We start from the raw sequence: 20,827 nt of genomic DNA, 5'->3' as shown, positions 1-20,827 counted from the left end.
CGAAAAACAAAAAAGGCGAACTGCTTGTTCGCCTTTGCATCGGTTGGTGGGTGCTGAGGGGTTCGAACCCCCGACCTACGCCTTGTAAGGGCGCCGCTCTACCAGCTGAGCTAAGCACCCAACCGGAAACCGTTCATCAGTTCAGCGCATCTTTCAGCGCCTTGCCGGGACGAAACTTCGGGATCTTGGCGGCCTTGATTTTAATCGCGTCGCCGGTGCGCGGATTGCGACCGGTGCGCGCAGCGCGTTTGCCCACAGCGAAAGTACCGAAACCGACGAGCGAGACCGAGCCGCCCTTTTTGAGCGTCGTACGAATGGCGCCGATCGTCGATTCCAAGGCGCGCGTGGCAGCGGCTTTGGAGATGTCGGCGTTTTTTGCGATGTGCTCAATCAGTTCGGTTTTGTTCACAAGGACCCCTTGTAGGAAAAGATAGTTGATCGGGTAGCGTCAGAAGCGGTGCCGGCCCCGTGACGAAGCCAAGGGGTCCGATGAAGAAAAAAGGATGGCAGTTCTGACGCGCCGGCAGCGCACTGCCGAGAAGGATTACAACCACTGGTCCACAGGGTGTCAATATGACACTCACCCGTGCAATCCAGCGAGGACCGCGATTTTAGTGGGGTTTGGCGCCGGTCCTCCTTTCCGGCGCCTGGCGCTCAGAGCGCCTGCGCGATCGCGCGGCCCAGGTCGGCCGTGGTCGCATTGCCGCCGATGTCCGGCGTGCGCGGCGCCCCGCTCGCCGGCGCCAAGACCTTCTCGATGGCACTCAGGATCGCATCGTGCGCGTCCTTGTGGCCGAGGAATTCGAGCATCATGGCCCCGCACCAGATCTGGCCGATCGGATTGGCGATGCCCTTGCCGGCGATGTCGGGGGCTGAACCGTGCACCGGCTCGAACAGCGAGGGCGTCGTGCGTTCCGGGTTCAGATTAGCGCTCGGCGCGATGCCGATGGTGCCGGTGCAGGCCGGACCCAGGTCCGAGAGGATGTCACCGAACAGGTTGCTGGCCACCACCACGTCGAAGAAGTCGGGACGCTGTACGAAGTGCGCCGTCAGGATGTCGATGTGGAACTTGTCGAGCTTGACGCCCGGATAGCTCTTCGCCATCTCGGCCACCCGCTCGTCCCAGTACGGCATGGTGATCGAGATGCCGTTGGACTTGGTCGCGCTGGTCAGGTGCTTCTTCGGCCGCGACTGCGCCAGCTCGAAGGCGAACTCGAGGACGCGGTCCACGCCCGTGCGCGACATCACCGTCTCCTGAATGACGATCTCGCGCGCCGTGCCTTCGTACATCCGCCCGCCGATGCTCGAGTACTCGCCCTCGGTGTTCTCCCGCACGATGTACATGTCGATCTCGCCGGGCTGCCGCGGGGAGCCGTCGCGCCGCACCACCGGTGCGATGATGCCGGGCATCAGGCGCGCCGGCCGCAGGTTGACGTACTGGTCGAACTCGCGGCGGAACAGCAGCAACGAACCCCACAGCGAGACATGGTCCGGGATCTTCTCCGGCCAGCCAACGGCGCCGAAGTAGATGGCGTCGTGGCCGCCGATCTGCTCCTTCCAGTCGTCCGGCAGCATCTTGCCGTGCTTCTCGCAGTAGTCCCAGCTGGAGAAATCGAAGTGGTCGAAATGCAGGTCGATGCCGAACCTGCGGGCCGCGGCATCGAGCACCTGCAGTCCCTCGGGCATGGTTTCCTTGCCGATGCCGTCGCCGGCGATGACTGCGATGCGGTGCTTGCTCATGGTCTCTGTCCTTGGTCTGTGCGCTGAAGAAAGAAAGGCAGCGCCTCGGCCAGCAACTCGCTCGGCGCCTCTTCGGGAATGTAGTGGCCGCAGGGCAGCGTGCCACCGGACACCTCGAGAGCGCGCTCGCGCCACAGCGCGAGCACATCAAAGCAGCGGCCCACCACGCCATGCTCGCCCCACAGCACGCGCAGCGGCTGCGCGAGCTTGCGGCCGGCGACGATGTCCGCGCGATCGTGCTCGAGATCGATGCTCGCCGACGCGCGGTAGTCCTCGCACAGAGCCTGGGCCGTGCCCTCGATCGCGATGCAGCGCTCGTACTCGGCCAGCGCGTCGGGGGCAAAGGGGGCCAGCCCCGCGTAGCGGCCGCCCATGACGCTGCGCACATAGCGCACCGGGTCGGCATCGATCAACGCCTCGGGCAAGGGGGGTGGCTGGATCAGGAAGAACCAGTGCCAGTAGGCGCGCGCAAAGGCTTCCGTGGTGTTCTCGTACATCGCGAGCGTGGGTGCGATGTCCAGCAGCATGAGGCGCTCGACTGCAGAGGCATGGTCCGCCGCCAGCCGATGGGCCACGCGCGCGCCGCGATCATGCGCGAGCACGCCGAAGCGGTCGAAGCCGTGGTGCTGCATGGCGGCCAGCGCATCGAGCGCCATCTCGCGCTTGCTGTAGTGCAGGTGTTGCGCGTCGGCCGGCGGCCGCCCCGAATCGCCATAACCCCGCAGATCGATCGCGACGACGGTGAAGTGCTCCGCCAGCGCCGGCGCCGCGCGATGCCAGATGGCATGCGTCTGCGGATGGCCGTGCAGCAGGAGCAAGGGCGCGCCACGCCCACCGATCCGGCCATGCAGGCGGACGCCGTCGCGCGACAAATCGAAGCTAGAGAAGGAGGTGAACACAGCGGAATTGTGCGTTGCGCCCCAGACGGGAGCAAGCAACAATGAGCCAATTCATACTTTCCACAATTGCACCAATGGATCGCGCAGATCTCGAACTCGTGACCGCCATCCGCGACCGCGGCAGCCTTGCAGGCGCGGCGGCGGTGCTGGACGTCGTGCCCTCCGTCGTCACCAAGCGACTGGGTGCGCTCGAGGCACGGCTCGGGCAGCGCCTGTTTGATCGCACGACGCGTCGACTCAGCGCTACCGCCGAGGGCGAAACGGTCTGCCTGCACGCCCGGTCTCTGCTGCAGGGCTTTGCGGCACTGGAGAACGAGCTCGGCGAGCGGCAGAACGAACTGGTGGGCTCGATCCGGCTGGCCGCGACCTTCGGCTTTGGCCGACGCTGGCTCGGCCCGGCGCTGGCGAGCTTCCAGGCTCGCCACCCGGCGCTGCAGATCCAGCTGCAACTGGTCGAGCAGTTGCCCGAGCTCGGCGCGGAAGGCTATGACGGCGCCGTCTGGCTGTGGCCGGTGCAGCGCCGCCATGCGGGCGATTGGGTCACGCGCCGCATCGCACGCAACCAGCGCGTGCTCGCTGCGGCGCCCGCGTACATCGAGCGGCGAGGCCGTCCTGCCGACCTCGCCGCACTGGCCACGCACGATTGCCTGGTGGCACGCGAGAACGGCGGGGAGGCGGGCGAGCGCGATGCCACGCTGTGGTCGCTGCGCAATGCCAGAGACGGCAGCATCGCGCGGGTGCGCGTGCGCGGGCCGCTCGCCAGCAATTCGGGAGAGCTCGTGCGCGACTGGTGCCTGGCCGGCCACGGCATCATGCTGCGAAGCCTGTGGGACATCGCGCCGCAACTGGCGTCGGGCGAGTTGGTGCAGCTGCTGCCGCAGTACGCGATGCCGGATGCCGACATCCAGTGGGTCGCCCCCTGGCGCCCCAAGACGCCGCGGCGCGTGCGCGAGCTGGTCGATTTCCTGCTCGATGGCCTTCGCGGCGAGCCATGGAAGCCTGCGGCCCGCCGAACTCGCTGAGGGGGAGCCGGTTCAGCGCTCGCCGCGCACCACCAGGCTCACGCCGACAGCCGTCATCGCAATGCCCACCAGCGTCGGCACCGTGATCGGCTCGGCGAACAGGAGCCAGGCCATCAGCGCCGTGCAGGGCGGCACGAGGTACAGGAGGCTGGTCACCGCCGTCGCGGTGCCGCGCTGGATCAGCATGTAGAGCAGCGAACTGCCGCCCAGCGACAGTGCGAGCACCGACCAGACCATGGCGCCGCCCGATTGCAAGTTCCACTGGATGCTGTCGGCCTCCAGGGCCGCGAAGGGCAACGTGGCCAACAAGGCTGCGGCGAGCTGGACCGCGCCTGCGATACGCACGTCGCAAGGCGCGACGAAGCGCTTCTGATACAGCGTTCCGGAGGTGATGGAAACGAGCGCCATCAGCGCCAGCCCCATCGTGAGCGCATTCACCTCCCCGCCCTGCCCCAGCTTGCGCAGCACCACCAGCACCAGGCCGGCGAAGCCCAGCGCAAGGCCGGTCCATTGGCGGCGCGAGATCGAACCACCGCGCATCGACAGCCACACGGCCGTGAGCACCGGCTGTACGCCGACCAGCAAGGCGATCAGCCCCGAGCCCATGCCGGCCCGGACCGCAGCCCACACGCCACCGAGGTAGCCCGCCTGCATCAGGACGCCGGTGACCGCCAGATGCCCCCACTGCGCGCGCTCGCGCGGCCATTGCACGCGCGCCACCCACACCCAGACCAGAAAGCACAGCACCGACAGTGCATAGCGCACGGCGAGGAACTTGAGTGGCGGCGCATGGGGCATGCCGTAGCGCGCCACGATGAAGCCTGTGCTCCAGATCAGCACGAAAACCGCGGGCATGGCCCGCACCCAAGCGGAGGACGCCGGGACTGCAACCGCCGTCATTTGGCCCGGGCCCGGATCTCCGGTATGGCTTTCTGGAGGTAGTAGACCATCGACCAGACCGTGAGCACGGCCGAGACCCAGATCAGCCATTGGCCCCAGGTGCCGGTGTCGATCACGCCGAACAGGAGGCCGTCGAAAAGCAGGAAGGGGATCGCCACCATCTGCACGACGGTCTTGACCTTGCCGATCATGTGGACCGCCACGCTCTTGCCCGCGCCGATCTGCGCCATCCACTCGCGCAGGGCAGAGATGGCGATCTCGCGGCCGATGATGATGAGCGCCACGAACACGTCGGTGCGGTTCAGGTGCACCAGCACCAGCAGCGAGGCGCACACCAGGAACTTGTCGGCCACCGGGTCGAGGAAGGCGCCGAAGGCCGAGGTCTGGTTGAGACGCCGGGCGAGAAAGCCGTCAAGCCAGTCGGTGGCGGCAAACACGATGAACATCACCGTGGCCAAGAGGTTGCGCATGGGCTCGCTCAAGGGCAGGTAGAACACCCCCACGATCAGCGGAATCGCGACGATGCGCGTCCACGTCATGATGGTCGGAAGCGTCCAGAACATGCAGGCGAGTATATGGCCCGCCCCAGGCTTGTCCGCTGGGCGATCTAGTGAAGCGCCCGGTAGATTTCTTCCGCCAACTCGAGCGCGATGCCGTCGACCGATGCGATGTCTTCGACGCTTGCAGCCGCCACGCCGCGAATGCCGCCGAAGCGCTGCAGCAGACGCGCGCGCCGCTTGGGGCCGATGCCGGGAATGTCCTCCAGCTGGCTGCCGCCCACGCGCACCTTGGCCCGCCTCGCGCGCATGCCGGTGATGGCGAAGCGATGCGCCTCGTCGCGGATCTGCGCCACCAGCATCAGGGCTGCAGAGTCGCGCCCGAGGTACACCTTTTCACGGCCGTCGGCAAAGACGAGCTCCTCCAGGCCGACCTTGCGGCCCTCGCCCTTCTCCACCCCGACGATCAATGACAGCGGCAGACCCAGCTCGCTGAACACCTCGCGCGCCATCGACACCTGGCCTTTGCCGCCGTCGACCAGCACCAGATCCGGCATGCGCGCGCCGCGCGTGCCGGGCCGGGCATCGCTGCCGGCCCCTGCCGCGTCGCCCGCCGGCGGTGCCTCGGTCTCCGCGGCCATCGCCTCGGCCAGCTTGCCGTAGCGGCGATGCAGCACCTGGCGCATCGCCGCGTAGTCGTCGCCGGGCGTGATGCCGTCGATGTTGTAGCGCCGGTACTCGCGGTTCTGCATCGCGTGATGCTCGAAGACCACGCAGGAGGCCTGCGTGGCCTCGCCCGCCGTGTGCGAGATGTCGAAACACTCGACGCGAAAGTTGTCGAGATCGTCCGGCGCGAGCTCCAGCGCGTCCACCAGCGCACGCGTGCGCGCCTGCTGCGAGCCTTCCTCGGCCAGCAGGCGCGCGAGCTGCAGGCCCGCGTTGGTCAGCGCCATCTCCAGCCAGTGCCGGCGCTGCTCGCGCGGCTGGAACACGGCCGTCACGCGCGTGCCGGCCTGCTGAGAGATGGCCTCGATCAGCTCGCGGCCCACCAGCTCGCTCAGCACCAGCGTGGGCGGCACCGGAACGTCGATGTAATGCTGGGCGATGAAAGCCTCGAGCACCTGGACCTCGACCGATCCGGCGAAGGCGCCGGGGGCCTCCTCGCCTTCGACATCCTGCGTGCCGTACCGGATCTGCGTTGCGTCTTCCACGTGAACCGGGAAATAGGCGCGGTCGCCCAGGTGCCGGCCGCCGCGCACCATCGCCAGGTTGACGCAGGCCTTGCCGCCCTGAACCTTCACGGCGAGGATGTCCACGTCCTTGTCGGAGGCGATCTCGACCGACTGCTGGTGCAGCACGCGCGACAGCGCCGACATCTGGTTGCGCAGTTCGGCCGCCTGCTCGAATTCCAGCTTCTCGGCATGCGCCGTCATGCGCGCCTCGAGCTGGGAAAGCACCACCTGCGTGTCGCCCATCAGGAAGGCCTCGGCATTGGCCACGTCCTGCGCATAGGCCTCGGGCGTGATGTAGCCCACGCAGGGCCCGGTGCAGCGCTTGATCTGGTAGAGCAGGCAGGGCCGCGTGCGGTTGGCATACACCGTGTCTTCGCAGGTGCGCAGCTTGAAGACCTTCTGCAGCAGCTGGATCGACTCCTTCACCGCCCAGGCGCTCGGGTAGGGGCCGAAATAGCGATGCTTGCGGTCCACCGAACCGCGGTAGTAGGCCAGGCGCGGAAAGCTGTGCGACGCGATCTTGAGATAGGGGTAGCTCTTGTCGTCCCTGAACAGGATGTTGTAGCGGGGCTTGAGCGTCTTGATCAGGTTGTTCTCGAGCAGCAGCGCCTCGGCCTCGGATCGCACCACCGTGGTCTCCATGCGGGCGATCTTCGAGATCATGTGGCCGATGCGCGTGCCGCCGTGGTTCTTCTGGAAATAGTTGGCGACGCGCTTCTTCAGGTTGCGCGCCTTGCCCACGTAGAGCACCGCGCCCGTGGCGTCGAAATAGCGGTAGACGCCCGGCAGTTGCGGCAGCGCCGCGACCTCGCTGAGCAGTTGATCGGAATGCGTGTCTGACATCGGGCGCTATTGTGCTGGCGCGACCGCGGCGGGGTCGAGGAAACCGGCTGAAGAAACGGGCAGTAGAGTATCCCGCGATGCGCTGGGACATTTTCTGCAAGGTCATCGACAACCATGGCGACGTCGGCGTGTGCTGGCGCCTCGCGTGCGGGCTCGCGGCCGCCGGCGACACGGTGCGGCTGTGGATCGACGACGCGTCCGCGCTGGCCTGGATGGCGCCTGAGGGCCATCCCGCTGTACGCGTGGTCCCGTGGACCGCCGCCGGCGCCGCGCAGGAGGCCGCCGCCGCGCCGCCGCCCGACGTGCTGATCGAGGCCTTCGGCTGCGATCCCGCGCCCGAGCTCGTTGCGCGCTTCGCGCAGCCGGCGCTTCCGGGCGCGGCGCGCCGCGTGTGGCTCAACCTCGAATACCTCTCCGCCGAGCCCTACGTCGAACGCCTCCACGGGCTGCCCTCGCCCGTGTTCAAGGGCCCGGGCGCCGGCCTGACCAAGCACTTCTTCTACCCCGGCTTCACCCCATCGACGGGCGGCCTGCTGCGCGAGGCCGACCTGCCGGCGCGACGCGCACGCTTCGATCGGGCAGCCTGGCTCGCTCGGCAGAACATCCCATGGAACGGCGAGCGCCTGGTCTGCCTGTTCTGCTACGAACCGCCCGCGCTCGAGGCCTTGCTGGCCTACTTCGAGCACGCGGGCGAGCCCACCCGCCTGCTGGTGACCGCCGGCCGCGCCTCGCGCGCGCTGCCACCCGGGCCGGCCCGGCGCGGTGCGCTGTCCATCACCTGGTTGCCCTACTTGACCCAGGGCGATTTCGATCACCTGCTGTGGGCCTGCGACCTCAACTTCGTGCGGGGCGAGGATTCGCTGGTGCGCGCCCTCTGGGCCGGCGCGCCCTTTGTCTGGCAGATCTACGCCCAGGACGACGACGCCCATCACACCAAGCTCAATGCCTTCCTCGACTGGCTGGAGGCCCCGCCCGAGCTGCGCCGCCTTCATCACCTGTGGAACGGCATGGCCGCGGGTGAGCTGCCGGAGCTTGGCCGAGCGGCGCTTGCGCCCTGGCAGGCCGCCGTCGCTGCAGCACGCGATCGCCTGCTCCGTCAGGATGGCCTTGTGGGCCGTTTACGGCATTTCGTCGCCCAAAAAAGTTAGAATTGCAGGCTTTGCGGATTTCCGGCCCGTGCTTTCAGGCACTGCCGCACTCATCCGCTGAACCCGCCGCGGTGAATGTGTCAAGGGATCCAGGCCACAGACACGCCGAGCGGCCAACATCCGAGACCCTGACTATGAAAATCGCTCAAGAAATCCGCGCCGGCAACGTCATCATGCATGGCAAGGACCCGATGGTCGTCCTCAAGACCGAATACAGCCGCGGCGGCCGCAACTCCGCCACCGTGCGCATGAAGCTCAAGAGCCTGATCGCCAACTTCAACACCGAAGTGGTGTTCAAGGCCGACGACAAGATGGAGCAGATCGTCCTCGAGAAGAAGGACTGCACCTATTCCTACTTCGCCGATCCGATGTACGTCTGCATGGACGCCGAATTCAACCAATACGAGGTCGAGGCCGAGAACATGGGCGACGCCCTCAACTACCTCGAGGACGGCATGCCGGTCGAAGTGGTGTTCTACGACGGCAAGGCCATCTCGGTCGAGCTGCCCACCAGCGTCGAGCGCGAGATCACCTGGACCGAGCCGGCCGTCAAGGGCGACACCTCGGGCAAGGTGCTGAAGCCCGCCAAGATCGCCACCGGTTTCGAGGTTCCCGTGCCGCTGTTCGTCTCCCAGGGCGACCGCATCGAGATCGACACCCGCACGGGCGAATACCGCAAACGCGTTTGAACGGCACCCGCGCTTGCGTCAAAAGGCTCCTCCGGGAGCCTTTTTTGCGTACGCTGCGAGGATGAACGGCCCTTCCGTACGCACCGACATCGATGGCCGGTCAGCACCATCGTTCGGCCGCTTCCGAGGCTCTTCTCAATTTCGGGCTCGAATCCTGCTGCGCGCACAATCCGAGACTCGCCCTGACGACAGACCATGCCCAACAACACACACGACCTCCACAACAAGCGCCTCGCCGACGCCTGGGCCACCCTCCAGGCCCATGCCGACAAGGGCCTTCCCCTCCACTCGGACCCCTCGCGACTCGCCTTTGCCGACCCCGAGTTCCTGTTGCGGCGCGAAACGCGCGGGCTGCGCATGCAGCTGGAACTCATGAAACCCGACCTCGAGATGCGTGCCCACGGCATCGAGAACACGGTGGTGGTGTTCGGCAGCGCGCGCTTCCGCAGCGAGGAGGAATCCGGCGCCTTGATCGCCCAGGCCGATGCCGCCGGCGACGCGGTGGCCGCCGCACGCTGGCGCAAGCTGGCGCGCAGCTCGCACTACTACGAAAAAGCGCGCGCCTTCGGCAAGCTGGTCGCAGAGTACAGCGACGACAAGGAGCCGGAGGACAAGCTCTTCGTCGCCACCGGCGGCGGCCCCGGCATCATGCAGGCCGCCAATCGCGGCGCCTATGAGGGCGGCGGCCTCTCGGTCGGCCTGGCGATCGCGCTGCCGATGGAGGAGGAGGCCAACCCCTACGTCACGCCGGCACTGAGCTTCAAGTTCCACTACTTCGCCATCCGCAAGATGCACTTCATGATGCGGGCGAAGGCGCTGGTGGCCTTCCCCGGCGGCTTCGGCACCCTGGACGAGCTGTTCGAGGTGATCACGCTGGTGCAGACGCGCAAGGCCCGGCCGGTGCCGATCGTGCTCTTCGGCTCGGACTACTGGAAACAGCTGATCAACTTCGATTTCCTGGCCGAGGAAGGCGTGATCTCGCCCGAGGACGTGAGGCTGGTCGAGTACGTGGACACGCCGCAGGACGCATGGACTGCGATCAAGCGCTTCTATAAGCTCTAACCCCCGCGCCGGCGCGCGGGCCTCACTGGAGCACCTTCGCCGTCGGCTGCGGCAAGCGCGCCCTTGCGAACGGCCGGCGGGATCTCAGGCCTTCAGGCCCCAGACCGCCCGCGTCCCCAGCGCCACCACCCCGCCGGCCAGCCAGAACACGCCGCCGATGCCGATCAGCGCGCCGATCGAGCCGAACAGCATCGGCATGGCGACACTGGAGGCGTTGATGGTCATCAGCCGCAGCCCGAGCGCCTCGCCATGACGCGCATGCGGCGTGATCTGGTGCAGCATGCTCATCACCATCGGCTGCACCGCGCCCAGTGCGAAGCCCAGCACCACCGAGCACGCGCCCATCGCGAGCGCCGAGGACAGCAGCGGATAGACCGCGAACACGATGGCCGTCACCACGGACGAAGCGGCGATCACGCTGCGCTCCGACGCACGCGCGGCCACCAGGGGCAGCACGATGCGGATCACCGCCGCAGCAATGGCGAATGCGCCGAGGATGGACCCGATGACCGAGGCGCCGAGCCCGCGCTCGTGGCCCAGGATGGGCAGCAGGAAGGCATGCACGTCCCAGCTGGAGGACTGCAGCCAGTTCACGAACAGCAGGCGCCGGAACATGGATTGCCGCAGCAGGTCCCAGGCGCGCGGCTTGGCGCCGCCTACCGCCGGCGCGATGCGGGGCAGTTCCTGCGTGCGGCGAGCGAAGAGCCAGCCGGCGAGCGGCAGCAGCGCCAGCACGGCGAAGGCGATGCGAAAGCCCGGCAGGTCGGCCGGACTGCGGCCCGCATGGTCGATCAGCAGGCCGGCGCAGAACGGACCGACGAAGTTGGCGACCGCCGGCGCGATCGCCAGCCAGCTGAACACCCGCTTGAGCTGCACCGGGTTGCTTGCCGCACGCCCGACATGGCGCTGCAGCGCGATGACGGCCGCGCCGGTGGCGCCGCCGGTCAGCAGCGCCGACAGGCACATCACCGGAAAGGAGGGCAGGACGGCAGCCAAGGCGGCGCCCGAGGAGGCGGCGATCACCGCCAGCATCAGCGGCCGCTTCAGCCCGTGCCGGTCGGCAAAGCGCCCGGCCGGCAGCGCCAGGAACACCTGGGTCAGCGCGAAAAGCGCAATCAGCAGGCCGACGGCGGCCGCGCTGTAGCCCTTTTGCAGCGCCAGCAGCGGCGCGCCGAGGCGCATGCCGGCCATGGCCGCATGCAACAGAATCTGCGCCGCGATCAGCCGCAGCAGCTCGGCGCTCACGTCCCCGGTTCGCCGTCGTCGGCGGCCGGCAGCAGCGCCTGCGACTGCGCCTCCGGCAGCGCCTCGACCTTGCGCAGCGCCAGGCGCATCTGCTTGGCGCGGGTGTCGGCCTTGTCGAGCGTGTCGGAGGCCTTGGCCACCTGCTCCTTGATGCGCGCCACCCATTCGCCGTAGCGCTCGAACTCGGTCTTGACGGCGCCGAGCACCTTCCACACCTCGGACGCCTGCTGCTCCAGCGCCAGCGTGCGGAAGCCCATGTGCAGGCTGTTGAGCATCGCCAGCAGCGTGGTCGGCCCGGCGAGCGTCACGCGGTGCTGGCGCTGGATCGCGTCCATCAGCCCCGGGCGGCGCAGCACCTCGGCATACAGGCTCTCCACCGGCAGGAACAGGATCGCGAAATCGGTGGTGTGCGGCGCAGCCAGGTAGTTCTCGGCGATCGAGCGGGCTTCGCTTCGGATGCGCGCCTCCAGCGCGCGCGCCGCGAGTTCCGCGGCGCCGGCGTCGATGCGCTCATGGGCATCGAGCAGGCGCTCGTAGTCATCGCGCGGAAACTTGGCGTCGATCGGCAACCAGACCGGCGCGCCGTCGCTGCCGCGGCCGGGGAAGCGGATCGCGAAGTCCACCCGCTGCCCGCTGCGCGGCTTGGTCTCGACCTGCCGGGCGTACTGCTCGGGCGTGAGCACCTGTTCGAGCAGCGCTTCGAGCTGCACCTCGCCGAACACGCCGCGCGTCTTCACGTTGGTCAGCACGCGCTGCAGGCTGCCGACGCCGACCGCGAGCGTCTGCATCTCGCCCAGGCCCTTGTGCACTTGTTCCAACCGGTCCGCCACCTGCTTGAAGCTCTCACCGAGCCGCGCTTCGAGCGTGCTCTGCAGCTTCTCGTCGACGGTCCTGCGCATCTCGTCGAGCTTGGCGGTGTTGCTCTGCTGGAGCTGCGCGAGTTGCGCCTCCATCGTCGCGCGCACCTCGGCGAGCCGCCGCGCATTCGATTCGGACAGCCCCTGCAGCTGGGTATTGAGGGTGTCGGCCAGCGTTTTCTGCAACAGGCTCAGCTGCTGCGCGAAGGCGTCGATCTGCGCGTTTTGCGTGCGCGTGGCCTCGGCCCCCTGCTGCACCAGCGCCTGCTGGAAGGTGGCAAAGGCCTGGCTCGTCTCCTGCCGCGTACCGCGGGAGGACTCGCCGATCTCGTGCCGCAGCTCGCGCTCGATGCGTTCGTTGGCGGCGCCCAGCGTGGCAACAAGGGTGCTGTGGTCGGGTGGCGGCGGCTTGCGCAGCAGCAGCCAGAGCAACAGGACGACGTTGAGAGCGGCGAGGCCGATCAGAATCCAGGGTTCCGGCAAGGGCATGACGGGTCTACTTGCCTCCCAGCACCGCGGGATTGAGCGGCGTGACCGGCTTGCCGTCGATGAGGAAGCCCACCAGGTTGTCCGCCGCCAGTTCCGCCATGGCGCGCCGGGTCGGGATGGTGGCGCTGGCGATATGGGGTGTGAGCACGACGTTCGGCACCCGGAGCAAGTCCGGATGAACCTTGGGCTCGCCCTCGAACACGTCCAAGCCCGCAGCCGCGATGCGCTTGTCGCGCAGCGCCGCCGCCAGCGCCGCATCGTCGACGATGCCGCCGCGGGCGATGTTCACCAGCGTGGCCGTCGGCTTCATGAGGGCCAGCTCGGCGGCGCCGATGGTGTGGTGCGAGGCCGCCGAATACGGCACCACGAGCACGACGTGGTCGGCGGTCTTCAGCAGCTCTTCCTTGCCCACGTAGGCGGCCTTGCATTCGGCCTCGAGCTGCGCATCGAGCCGCGAGCGGTTGTGATAGATCACCTTCATGCCGAAGCCGTGCGCGCCGCGCCTGGCGATGCCTTGCCCGATGCGGCCCATGCCGATGATGCCCAGCGTGGCGCCGTGGACGTCGGAGCCGGCGAACATGTCGTAGCTCCACTTCTCCCACTTGCCCGCGCGCAGGAAATGCTCGCTTTCCGTGATGCGGCGCGCGGTGGCCATCAGCAGCGCGAAACCGAAGTCGGCGGTGGTCTCGGTCAGCACGTCGGGCGCGTTGGTCGCGAGCACGCCGCGGGCCGTCATCGCCTCGACGTCGAAATTGTTGTAGCCCACGGCCATGTTGGCGCAGATCTTCAGCTCGGGACAGGCTGCCAGCACCTCGGCGTCGATGCGCTCGCTACCGGTGGTGAAGGCGCCCTGCTTGCCCTGGAGCTTCTGGATCAGTTGCGCCTTGCTCCAGCTCTGGTCGTCCTGGTTGGAATCGACCTCGAAGTGAGTTTCCAGCCGGGCGATGGTTTCGGGAAATACCGAACGGGCGACGAGGATCTTGGGTTTGCTCATGATCAGCGGAAGAAGATGAAGGTGGAGAGAATGAACAGCGGCACCAGGATGGCGCCCGACCACATCATGTAGCCGAAGAAGCTCGGCATGCGCACGCCGCGGCTTTCTGCGATGGCCTTGACCATCAGGTTGGGCGCATTGCCGATGTAGGTGTTCGCGCCCATGAAGACGGCGCCGGCAGATATCGCGGCCAAGGTCGACGCGTAAGTGGTCATGAGTGCCTGTGCATCACCGCCCGCCGTGTTGAAGAACACGAGGTAGGTGGGCGCATTGTCGAGAAAGGAGCTCAGCGCACCGGTGGCCCAGAAGTACATCGCCGGATCAGGCTGGCCGTCGGGCCGCGTCACGGCCGCGACGACCGCGCCGAAAGGCCCTTGGACGCCCGCCTTGAGCATCGCGATCACCGGGATGATGGTGAGGAAGATGCCGGCGAACAGCTTCGCCACCTCCGCCATCGGCGCCCAGCCGAACTGGTTGTCGGCATGGACCTGCCGTGCCGTGATCCTGAGCGACAGCAACGTGATCGCAATCAGCCCGGCGTCGCGCACCAGGCCGGGAAGCCCCAGCACGGTGCCATGGATGTCGAAGCTGACGGGTGACTTCCAGATGCCGCTCAACAGCACGAGGAAGACGATGCCGCCCAGCAGCCAGAAGTTGGCGGCGCCATCGAAGCGAACGCCGCGGGTGTCGGGCGTGGGGTCGAAGGGCAGCAAGTCCTCCTTGCCGTAATACCAGCGGTCGAGCCCATGGAACAGCGCCAGCAGGATGCCGACGATGAACAGGGTCTCGGGCAGGATGTTGCGTGCCGTCCAGAAGAACTCCACGCCTTTCAGGAAACCCAGGAACAGCGGCGGATCGCCCAGCGGCGTGAGCGAGCCCCCCACGTTGGACACGATGAAGATGAAGAACACGATCACGTGCACCCGGTGCCGGCGGTTGTCGTTGGCGCGGATCAGGGGCCGGATCAGCAGCATGGAGGCGCCGGTCGTCCCCATCAGGCTGGCAAGCAAGGCCCCGATTGCCAGGATGCCGGTGTTGAGCCCCGGCGTGCCATGCAGGTTGCCCCGGATGTGAATGCCGCCCGCCACCACGAACAGGGCGGTCAGCAAGAGGATGAAGGGGATGTACTCGGCCAGCAGCGCGTGCAGGAGCTGCGCACCCGCCAGGTCCGCACCGTGGATTGCCGCGAAGGGCAGCAGGAAGGCCAGCGACCAGGCGGCCGATACCTTCCCGTAATGGTGGTGCCAGAACAGGGGCGTCAGCAGCGGCATCAGCGCGATGGACAGCAGGAGGCCCGCGAAGGGCAGGCCCCACCAGGGCGACAGGCCGCCGCCGTCGAAGTCGGCAGCGAAGGCGGTGGCGGGTAGCAGGGCCGGCAGTGCGACAGTGGCCAGCAGGCGAAGGAATCGGGTGACCGTTTGCGAAAGTGTCATGCGTTCGGCTGGGCAATCTCGAAGACCTGCCGCAGGTAGGCCAGGTAGCGCTCGTCGTCGCACATGTTCTTGGAGGGCGTGTCAGACAGCTTGGCCACGGGCTGGTCGTTGCAGCGGACCATCTTGATCACGATCTGCAGCGGCTCGTAGCCAAGGTCGTTGGTGAGGTTGGTGCCGATCCCGAAGGCCAGCTGGCAGCGGCCGCGGAACTGCTGGTAGAGCTCGATGGTGCGCGGAATCGTCAGGCTGTCGCTGAAGATCAGCGTCTTGGTTTGCGGATCGACGCGGTTGGCGACGTAGTGGGCCAGCATGCGCTCGCCCCACTGGAAGGGATCGCCGCTGTCGTGCCGGGCGCCGTCGAACAGCTTGCAGAAGTACATGTCGAAATCGCGCAGGAAGGCGCTCATGCCGTACACATCCGACAGCGCGATGCCCAGGTCGCCGCGGTACTCGCGCGCCCACGACTCGAAGCCGAAGACCTGGCTGTCGCGCAGCCGGGGACCAAGGGCCTGGCAGGCCTGCAGGTATTCGTGCGCCATGGTGCCCAGCGGGATCAGGCCCAGCTTCATGGCGTAGAGCACGTTGCTGCTGCCGGCGAACTGCGGCGGCTTGTCGCTGCGCTGCGGCGGCGAGGTCACCGGCCCAAGCCGGGCGCTCAGGGTGCGCAGCACCTCCTCGTGCCAATCCTTGGAGAAGCGGCGGCGGGTGCCGTAGTCCGCAATCTTCAGGTCTTGCAGCCCCGCGCCCTGCAGCTGCACGATCTTGGTCTCGAGGCGCCGCCGGCCCTCTGCGATGTCCGGATGCGGCTGGGTGTTGCGGAAGTAGACCTCGTTGACGATCGCCAGCACCGGGATCTCGAAGAGGATGGTGTGCAGCCACGGACCCACGATGCGGATATCGAGCTCGCCCGAGGCCTGAGGGATGATCTTGATGTATTTCTCGTTGAGGCGGAACAGCCCGAGGAAGTCGACGAAATCGCTCTTGATGAAGCGCATCGAGCGCAGGTAGCTCAGCTCCGCGTCTCGAAACTGCAGCGAGCACAGATGGCGGACCTCCTCGCGGATCTGCGCGGCGAACTGCGCGAGGTCGATGCCCGGGTTGCGGCATTTGAAGCGGTACTCGACGCGCGCCCCCGGGAAGTGGTGCAGCACCACCTGCATCATCGTGAACTTGTAGAGATCGGTGTCGAGCAGGCTGTGGATGATCATGATGATGCGGCGCGCTGGTGTCCGGTTTCTGCGTGCGTCCGATTATCACGGGCCGCGTCGGCATGTGCCTACGGGCCCTTTCCCGGGCGTCCTACCGCTTTCTGCGGACCCGCAAGCCAGAGTCCTTATTACGCCGGCCACAAGCAATGGGTCAGCGACAAAACCGTCATCTTGAAGGAGATAGGTCGATGAACAAGGACACCATCGAAGGCAACTGGAAACAGCTCAAGGGCAAGGCCAAGGAGCAATGGGGCAAGCTGACCGACGACGACTTCGATGTCATCGCCGGCAAGCGCGACCAACTGCTCGGACGCATCCAGGAACGCCACGGCATCAGCCGCGACGAAGCCGAAAGGCAGGTCAAGGACTGGGAGACGCGCGACGGCCGCACGCCGGATGCGCTCTGGTTCGAGAAGTACTGATCCAGCAACATCACACAAAGGAGTATCTCCATGAAGAAACATCTGCTCATGCTCGCGATCGCTTCGTCGTGCTTCGTGGTCACGCAGGCCAGTGCGATGACCCAGGACGAACACAAGGTCGCCAAGGAAAAGATCGAGGCCGCCTACAAGGTCGACAAGGCCAAGTGCGACGCGATGAAGGACAACGCGAAGGATGTCTGCGAGAAGGAAGCCAAGGGCAAGGAAAACGTGGCCAAGGCTGAACTCGAACAGCAATACAAGCCCAGCGACTCCAACGCACGCAAGGTCGAAGAAGAGAAGGTGAAGGCCACCTACGAGGTCGCGAAGGAAAAGTGCGACGACCAGAAGGGCGATGCCAAGAATGCTTGCGAGAAGCAGGCCAAGGCCGATGAGACCAAGGCCAAGGCCGACATCCGGGCCATGATGAAGCCGGCTGCCAAGACGCAATAAGAGTCCCGGCCACACAGGCGAAGCGGCGTCCGCACTGGACGCCGCTTTTTCTTGGGCGTGGCCTTAGCCGCGCAGTTCGTCCACCACCGCCTGCAGCGCCGCCGGCAGCTTCACCGGCCGTCTCGTCGTTCGGTCGACGTAGACATGGACGAAATGGCCCTGCGCCGCCGCGGTCTCGGCACCCTCGGCGAACAAGGCGATCTCGTAGCGCACGCTGGAGCTGCCCGCATGCGCCACGCGGACGCCCGCCTCCACCGTCTGCGGGAAGGCCAGCGGTGCGAAGTAGTTGCATTGCGTCTCGACCACGAAGCCGATCGTCTCGCCATGGTGGATGTCCAGCGCGCCGCGCTCGATCAGCAGCGCATTGACCGCGGTGTCGAACCACCCGTAGTAGATGACGTTGTTGACGTGCCCATACACGTCGTTGTCGGCCCAACGCGTCGGGATGCTCCGGAAGACGCGGAATGCACTGCGGTGGTGGGGAGTAGGTCTGGAGCTCATCTCATCAATGCCCTCTGGCCGCGGCATTCTGCCAGCGTCCCCGGTAGTCGATGGCCACACGGAAGGTGCCGAGCTGCACCTGCACGGTCTCGGCGATGTCGTCGGCATAGCCACCGGTCATCGCGAAAAATGCGGGCAGTGCCATTGCCCTGGTGCACGTCGAGATCGATCACCGCCACCCGCAGCGGCACGCGGCCGCGCCTTCCGTGTTCCGCCTGCATGAGCCGTGCCGCGACCGCGGCGTCATTGAAGACGCAGAAGCCCCCGCCCCGATCGGCGCTCGCATGATGGGTGCCGCCGGCCATATTGGCCGACACGCCCTCGGCCAGGGCGGCCCGGCAGGCGGCGACGGTCGCACCGGCCGAGCGGCGCAAGCGCTCGACCATGGCTTCGCTCCAGGGAAAGCCGATCTCCCGCATGGCTTGCGGCTCAACAGTGCCCTCGCTGATGGCGGAGATCCATTGCGGCGCGTGGGCCCAGCGCGAGCTCGCCGTCGCTGGCACGTGGTGCTTCCAGCATCTCGACCTCCGGCAGCTGCCGCTCCAGCTGCTCCCGCAACAGTACGTAGCGTCCCATCGGGAAGCGGTGGCCAGGGGGCAGCGGCAAGACGAAGTGGCCCGAGTAAAAAGCACGCATATGGAACATTGTCGGCACGGTTTTAGAAATCTGCTTCTAAATTGCTGCAAAGCAGCAAAAATCTCTTGGAGAGGGCGAAGGCGCTGCCTATACTTCCGCCATGCTGCGCCGCAACATAAAAAGAAGAGGGCAGCTCACCATGAACCGTCCCTTTTATCTAACTGGAGCTCCACAAATGGCACTGACTGCTGACCAAATCATCGCCTCCCACAAGGCCAACGTCGAAACGCTGTTCGGCCTCACCACCAAGGCCTTCGAAGGCGTCGAGAAGCTGGTCGAACTGAACGTGACCGCCTCCAAGGCCGCCCTGACCGAAGCCGCCGGCACGACGCAAGCGCTGCTGAGCGTCAAGGACGCACAAGAGCTGCTGGCCCTGCAAGCCGGCCTGTTCCAGCCCCTGGCCGAAAAGACTGCCGCTTACAGCCGCCACCTGTACGAAATCGCCCAAGGCACCAGCGCGGAATTCAGCAAGGCGTTCGAAAGCAAGGCCGCAGAAGCCCAGCAAGCCTTCGTCGGCCTGGTCGACAGTGCTGCCAAGAACGCCCCCGCCGGTTCGGAAACCGCTGTCGCCGTGATGAAGAGCGCCGTGGCCGCCGCCAACAACGCCTTCGAATCGGTCCAGAAGGCCGTCAAGCAAGCCACGGACGTTGCCGAAGCCAACTTCCAGGCCGTGTCGACCACGGCGGTGAACGCAGCCAAGAGCACCGCGCAGACCGCTGCCCGCAAGCGCGCCTGATCAGCAACAAGCCCGCCTCGAGCGGGCGACGATTGTCTCCTTGGGTCCTTCGGGATCCAATTCAAGGGCCCCGTCTTCGGACGGGGCCTCTTTTTTTTGCGCTCTATGATCGCCAGAACGGACGCATTCTTTGAGGAGCTGAGCACATGCAGATCGAAGGCAAGGTATTCATCGTCACCGGAGGCGCCTCGGGCCTCGGCGAAGGCACGGCGCGGATGCTGGCGTCAAACGGCGGCAAGGTCGTGATCGCCGACATGCAGGCGGACAAGGGCGAGGAAGTCGCCAAGGACATCGGTGGCGTCTTCGTCAAGTGCGACGTGAGCCAGGAGGCCGATGGCCAGGCCGCCGTGGCAGCAGCCCAGAAGCTCGGCAAGCTGGTCGGCCTGGTCAACTGCGCCGGCATCGCGCCCGCCGAGAAGACGGTCGGCAAGAACGGCCCGCATGCGCTGGCCGTGTTCAGCAAGACCGTCACCGTCAACCTGATCGGCAGCTTCAACATGATCCGCCTCGCGGCCGACGCGATGAGCAGGAACGAGCCGGAATCCACCGGCGAGCGTGGCGTGCTGATCTCCACCGCCTCGGTCGCGGCCTACGACGGCCAGATCGGCCAGGCCGCCTACAGCGCCTCCAAGGGCGGCGTGGTCGGCATGACCCTGCCGATCGCCCGCGACCTGGCACGCAACGGCATCCGCAACATGACGATCGCCCCGGGCATCTTCGGCACGCCGATGCTCTTTGGCATGCCGAAGGAAGTGCAGGACGCGCTGGCCGCCAGCGTGCCCTTCCCCTCGCGCCTGGGCACACCCGAGGACTACGCCAAGCTGGCGAAACACATCATCGAGAACGACATGCTCAACGGCGAGGTGATCCGACTCGACGGCGCGATCCGGCTGGCGCCGCGCTGACCGCTGCGATCTCGCCCGGGATCGGCTTCGCGCTTCCGGTGCGTTCGAGGCGTTCGTACTGCGCGATCACCTGGGCGCCGAAGAGCACCAGCGTGGCGGCGATCTCCAGGCTCAGAAGCACCACGATCGCCGTGGTCAGCGAGCCGTACACCACGTTGACCTGCGACAGCGTGGCGAAGTACAGCACCAGCACGCGGCGCGTGACTTCCCAGAGCAGCGCCGCGGTCACGCCGCCCAGCAATGCGTGCCGCAGTCGCAGCCGACCCACGGGCATCACCAGGTAGAGCGAGGTCAGCATGAAGATCTCGCCGCCCAGTCCGAGCAGATACAGCAGCACCCCCGACACGCCCGACAGCGACCACCGGCGGCCGAACAGCTCGACGCTTTCCTGCCCGATCACCTGCAACGCGCCCGCCACCAGAGTGACCAGCAACAAGCCGACGCACAGGCAAAGGATGTAGAGATAGGGCATCACCGCCGAAATCAGGAAGTGCCGTGAATGGTTTGCCTTGCGGTGATGAAAGATCACCGCCATCGCGCTTTCGAGCACCGTGAAGGCGAGCGAGCTGAAGAAGATCATCGTCACCAGCAGCACCGGTCCCATCACATCGCGATGGTCGAGAAAGTTCGACAGCTCGGCAACGATGGCCCGTGACTGGCCCGGCAGCAGCCACTCCAGATAGCGACCCACCGAGCTCAGCAGCTCCGCCTGGCCGACAAAGTGCGACATGGCGATCACGCTCAGGATAAGGATCGGCACGATCGACAGCAGGGCGTAGTAGGCGACCGCGCCCGCGAGCAGCAGGCCCTGGTTGGCCCGGAACGCCTTGGCTGCCTCCCAGGCGAACCGAAGGGGGTGGCGCAGCAAGGGCACTGCGTGGCGGACGGTATGGCGAATCATGCGAATGCGGCGCGGATT

At 66.7% G+C, this 20,827-nt stretch carries 22 protein-coding genes, 1 tRNA gene and 1 pseudogene; 8 read left to right on the top strand and 16 right to left on the bottom strand.

Going from position 1 to position 20,827, the window contains the following annotated elements:
- Positions 1-44 precede the first annotated feature (44 nt).
- The 4 genes from AC3A6Y_RS26110 to AC3A6Y_RS26095 form a co-directional block, all read right to left on the bottom strand.
- A tRNA-Val gene (locus AC3A6Y_RS26110) sits at positions 45-120 on the bottom strand.
- A gap of 16 nt (positions 121-136) precedes the next feature.
- Positions 137-409 carry an HU family DNA-binding protein gene (locus AC3A6Y_RS26105; RefSeq protein WP_007830705.1) on the bottom strand — a complete coding sequence of 91 codons (273 nt, stop codon included), beginning with the start codon at positions 407-409 and terminating at the stop codon, positions 137-139.
- Between the two features lie 245 nt (positions 410-654).
- Positions 655-1,740: a tartrate dehydrogenase gene (locus AC3A6Y_RS26100; RefSeq protein ID WP_487871136.1), complete on the bottom strand. Its 1,086-nt coding sequence runs from the start codon at positions 1,738-1,740 to the stop codon at positions 655-657.
- Positions 1,737-2,639 carry an alpha/beta fold hydrolase gene (locus AC3A6Y_RS26095; RefSeq protein ID WP_487871135.1) on the bottom strand — a complete coding sequence of 301 codons (903 nt, stop codon included), beginning with the start codon at positions 2,637-2,639 and terminating at the stop codon, positions 1,737-1,739. The genes AC3A6Y_RS26100 and AC3A6Y_RS26095 overlap by 4 nt, the downstream gene beginning before the upstream one ends.
- A gap of 74 nt (positions 2,640-2,713) precedes the next feature.
- On the opposite strand from AC3A6Y_RS26095, the gene AC3A6Y_RS26090 reads away from it, so the two are divergent.
- Positions 2,714-3,661, top strand: coding sequence for a LysR substrate-binding domain-containing protein (locus tag AC3A6Y_RS26090; protein WP_487871134.1), 948 nt, complete (start codon positions 2,714-2,716; stop codon positions 3,659-3,661).
- 12 nt (positions 3,662-3,673) lie between these two features.
- Here the strand turns inward: AC3A6Y_RS26090 and AC3A6Y_RS26085 are convergent, their stop codons facing one another.
- Genes AC3A6Y_RS26085 through uvrC form a run of 3 tightly spaced genes read right to left on the bottom strand, consistent with a single transcriptional unit; the run spans position 3,674 to position 7,133 of the window.
- Positions 3,674-4,561 (bottom strand): DMT family transporter, encoded by an 888-nt coding sequence (locus tag AC3A6Y_RS26085; protein ID WP_487871133.1) that lies wholly within the window; start codon positions 4,559-4,561, stop codon positions 3,674-3,676.
- The gene (pgsA, locus tag AC3A6Y_RS26080; protein WP_487871132.1) at positions 4,558-5,124 is read right to left on the bottom strand and encodes a CDP-diacylglycerol--glycerol-3-phosphate 3-phosphatidyltransferase; all 567 of its coding nucleotides are present in this window, start codon (positions 5,122-5,124) and stop codon (positions 4,558-4,560) included. The genes AC3A6Y_RS26085 and pgsA overlap by 4 nt, the downstream gene beginning before the upstream one ends.
- 44 nt (positions 5,125-5,168) lie before the next feature.
- Entirely contained in the window at positions 5,169-7,133 is a 1,965-nt protein-coding gene (gene uvrC, locus AC3A6Y_RS26075; RefSeq protein ID WP_487871131.1) for an excinuclease ABC subunit UvrC, read from the bottom strand.
- A gap of 77 nt (positions 7,134-7,210) precedes the next feature.
- On the opposite strand from uvrC, the gene earP reads away from it, so the two are divergent.
- The 3 genes from earP to AC3A6Y_RS26060 all read left to right on the top strand — a co-directional run bounded on the left by earP (position 7,211) and on the right by AC3A6Y_RS26060 (position 10,032).
- Positions 7,211-8,281: an elongation factor P maturation arginine rhamnosyltransferase EarP gene (earP, locus tag AC3A6Y_RS26070; protein ID WP_487871130.1), complete on the top strand. Its 1,071-nt coding sequence runs from the start codon at positions 7,211-7,213 to the stop codon at positions 8,279-8,281.
- Between the two features lie 134 nt (positions 8,282-8,415).
- Positions 8,416-8,970 carry an elongation factor P gene (gene efp, locus AC3A6Y_RS26065; RefSeq protein WP_487871129.1) on the top strand — a complete coding sequence of 185 codons (555 nt, stop codon included), beginning with the start codon at positions 8,416-8,418 and terminating at the stop codon, positions 8,968-8,970.
- A 195-nt stretch (positions 8,971-9,165) separates the two neighbouring features.
- Positions 9,166-10,032, top strand: a complete 867-nt coding sequence (locus AC3A6Y_RS26060; RefSeq protein WP_487871128.1) for an LOG family protein — start codon at positions 9,166-9,168, stop codon at positions 10,030-10,032.
- 84 nt (positions 10,033-10,116) lie between these two features.
- On the opposite strand, the gene AC3A6Y_RS26055 is transcribed toward AC3A6Y_RS26060, so the two are convergent.
- Genes AC3A6Y_RS26055 through pncB form a run of 5 tightly spaced genes read right to left on the bottom strand, consistent with a single transcriptional unit; the run spans position 10,117 to position 16,258 of the window.
- Positions 10,117-11,277 (bottom strand): MFS transporter, encoded by a 1,161-nt coding sequence (locus tag AC3A6Y_RS26055; protein WP_487871127.1) that lies wholly within the window; start codon positions 11,275-11,277, stop codon positions 10,117-10,119.
- On the bottom strand, positions 11,274-12,623 hold the full coding sequence (locus tag AC3A6Y_RS26050; protein WP_487871126.1) for a DNA recombination protein RmuC: 1,350 nt from the start codon (positions 12,621-12,623) through the stop codon (positions 11,274-11,276). Before AC3A6Y_RS26050 ends, AC3A6Y_RS26055 begins: the two co-directional genes overlap by 4 nt.
- Positions 12,624-12,630: 7 nt before the next feature.
- Complete coding sequence (locus AC3A6Y_RS26045) at positions 12,631-13,617, bottom strand: 2-hydroxyacid dehydrogenase (RefSeq protein ID WP_487871125.1); 987 nt, start codon at positions 13,615-13,617, stop codon at positions 12,631-12,633.
- Positions 13,618-13,619: 2 nt separating this feature from the next.
- Positions 13,620-15,050: a sodium:proton antiporter gene (locus tag AC3A6Y_RS26040; protein WP_487871124.1), complete on the bottom strand. Its 1,431-nt coding sequence runs from the start codon at positions 15,048-15,050 to the stop codon at positions 13,620-13,622.
- A complete protein-coding gene (pncB, locus tag AC3A6Y_RS26035; protein WP_487871123.1) occupies positions 15,047-16,258 on the bottom strand; it encodes a nicotinate phosphoribosyltransferase in 1,212 nt (403 codons plus the stop codon). Before pncB ends, AC3A6Y_RS26040 begins: the two co-directional genes overlap by 4 nt.
- A 188-nt stretch (positions 16,259-16,446) precedes the next feature.
- Between pncB and AC3A6Y_RS26030 the strand changes: the two genes are divergently transcribed.
- The gene (locus AC3A6Y_RS26030; protein ID WP_487871122.1) at positions 16,447-16,680 is read left to right on the top strand and encodes a CsbD family protein; all 234 of its coding nucleotides are present in this window, start codon (positions 16,447-16,449) and stop codon (positions 16,678-16,680) included.
- Between the two features lie 30 nt (positions 16,681-16,710).
- Positions 16,711-17,130, top strand: coding sequence for a hypothetical protein (locus AC3A6Y_RS26025; RefSeq protein ID WP_487871121.1), 420 nt, complete (start codon positions 16,711-16,713; stop codon positions 17,128-17,130).
- Positions 17,131-17,193: 63 nt separating this feature from the next.
- On the opposite strand, the gene AC3A6Y_RS26020 is transcribed toward AC3A6Y_RS26025, so the two are convergent.
- The 3 genes and pseudogenes from AC3A6Y_RS26020 to AC3A6Y_RS26010 all read right to left on the bottom strand — a co-directional run.
- Positions 17,194-17,631 carry an acyl-CoA thioesterase gene (locus tag AC3A6Y_RS26020; RefSeq protein ID WP_487871120.1) on the bottom strand — a complete coding sequence of 146 codons (438 nt, stop codon included), beginning with the start codon at positions 17,629-17,631 and terminating at the stop codon, positions 17,194-17,196.
- 4 nt (positions 17,632-17,635) lie between these two features.
- Entirely contained in the window at positions 17,636-17,776 is a 141-nt protein-coding gene (locus AC3A6Y_RS26015) for a hypothetical protein (protein WP_487871196.1), read from the bottom strand.
- A pseudogene (locus AC3A6Y_RS26010) lies at positions 17,748-18,267 on the bottom strand (arginase family protein); the annotation flags it as partial. The gene AC3A6Y_RS26015 and the pseudogene AC3A6Y_RS26010, both read right to left, overlap by 29 nt.
- Positions 18,268-18,442: 175 nt before the next feature.
- Between AC3A6Y_RS26010 and AC3A6Y_RS26005 the strand changes: the two are divergent.
- Together AC3A6Y_RS26005 and AC3A6Y_RS26000 are read left to right on the top strand one after the other, a co-directional pair.
- Entirely contained in the window at positions 18,443-19,003 is a 561-nt protein-coding gene (locus AC3A6Y_RS26005; protein ID WP_487871193.1) for a phasin family protein, read from the top strand.
- A 146-nt stretch (positions 19,004-19,149) separates the two neighbouring features.
- Positions 19,150-19,908, top strand: coding sequence for a 3-hydroxyacyl-CoA dehydrogenase (locus AC3A6Y_RS26000; RefSeq protein WP_487871119.1), 759 nt, complete (start codon positions 19,150-19,152; stop codon positions 19,906-19,908).
- On the opposite strand, the gene AC3A6Y_RS25995 is transcribed toward AC3A6Y_RS26000, so the two are convergent.
- A complete protein-coding gene (locus AC3A6Y_RS25995) occupies positions 19,856-20,809 on the bottom strand; it encodes a YihY/virulence factor BrkB family protein (protein WP_487871118.1) in 954 nt (317 codons plus the stop codon). The genes AC3A6Y_RS26000 and AC3A6Y_RS25995 overlap by 53 nt on opposite strands.
- Positions 20,810-20,827: the final 18 nt, after the last annotated feature.

It is taken from the genome of Variovorax sp. Soil_C_17 (assembly GCF_057657265.1).
This window is presented reverse-complemented; position numbering and strand designations above follow the sequence as displayed.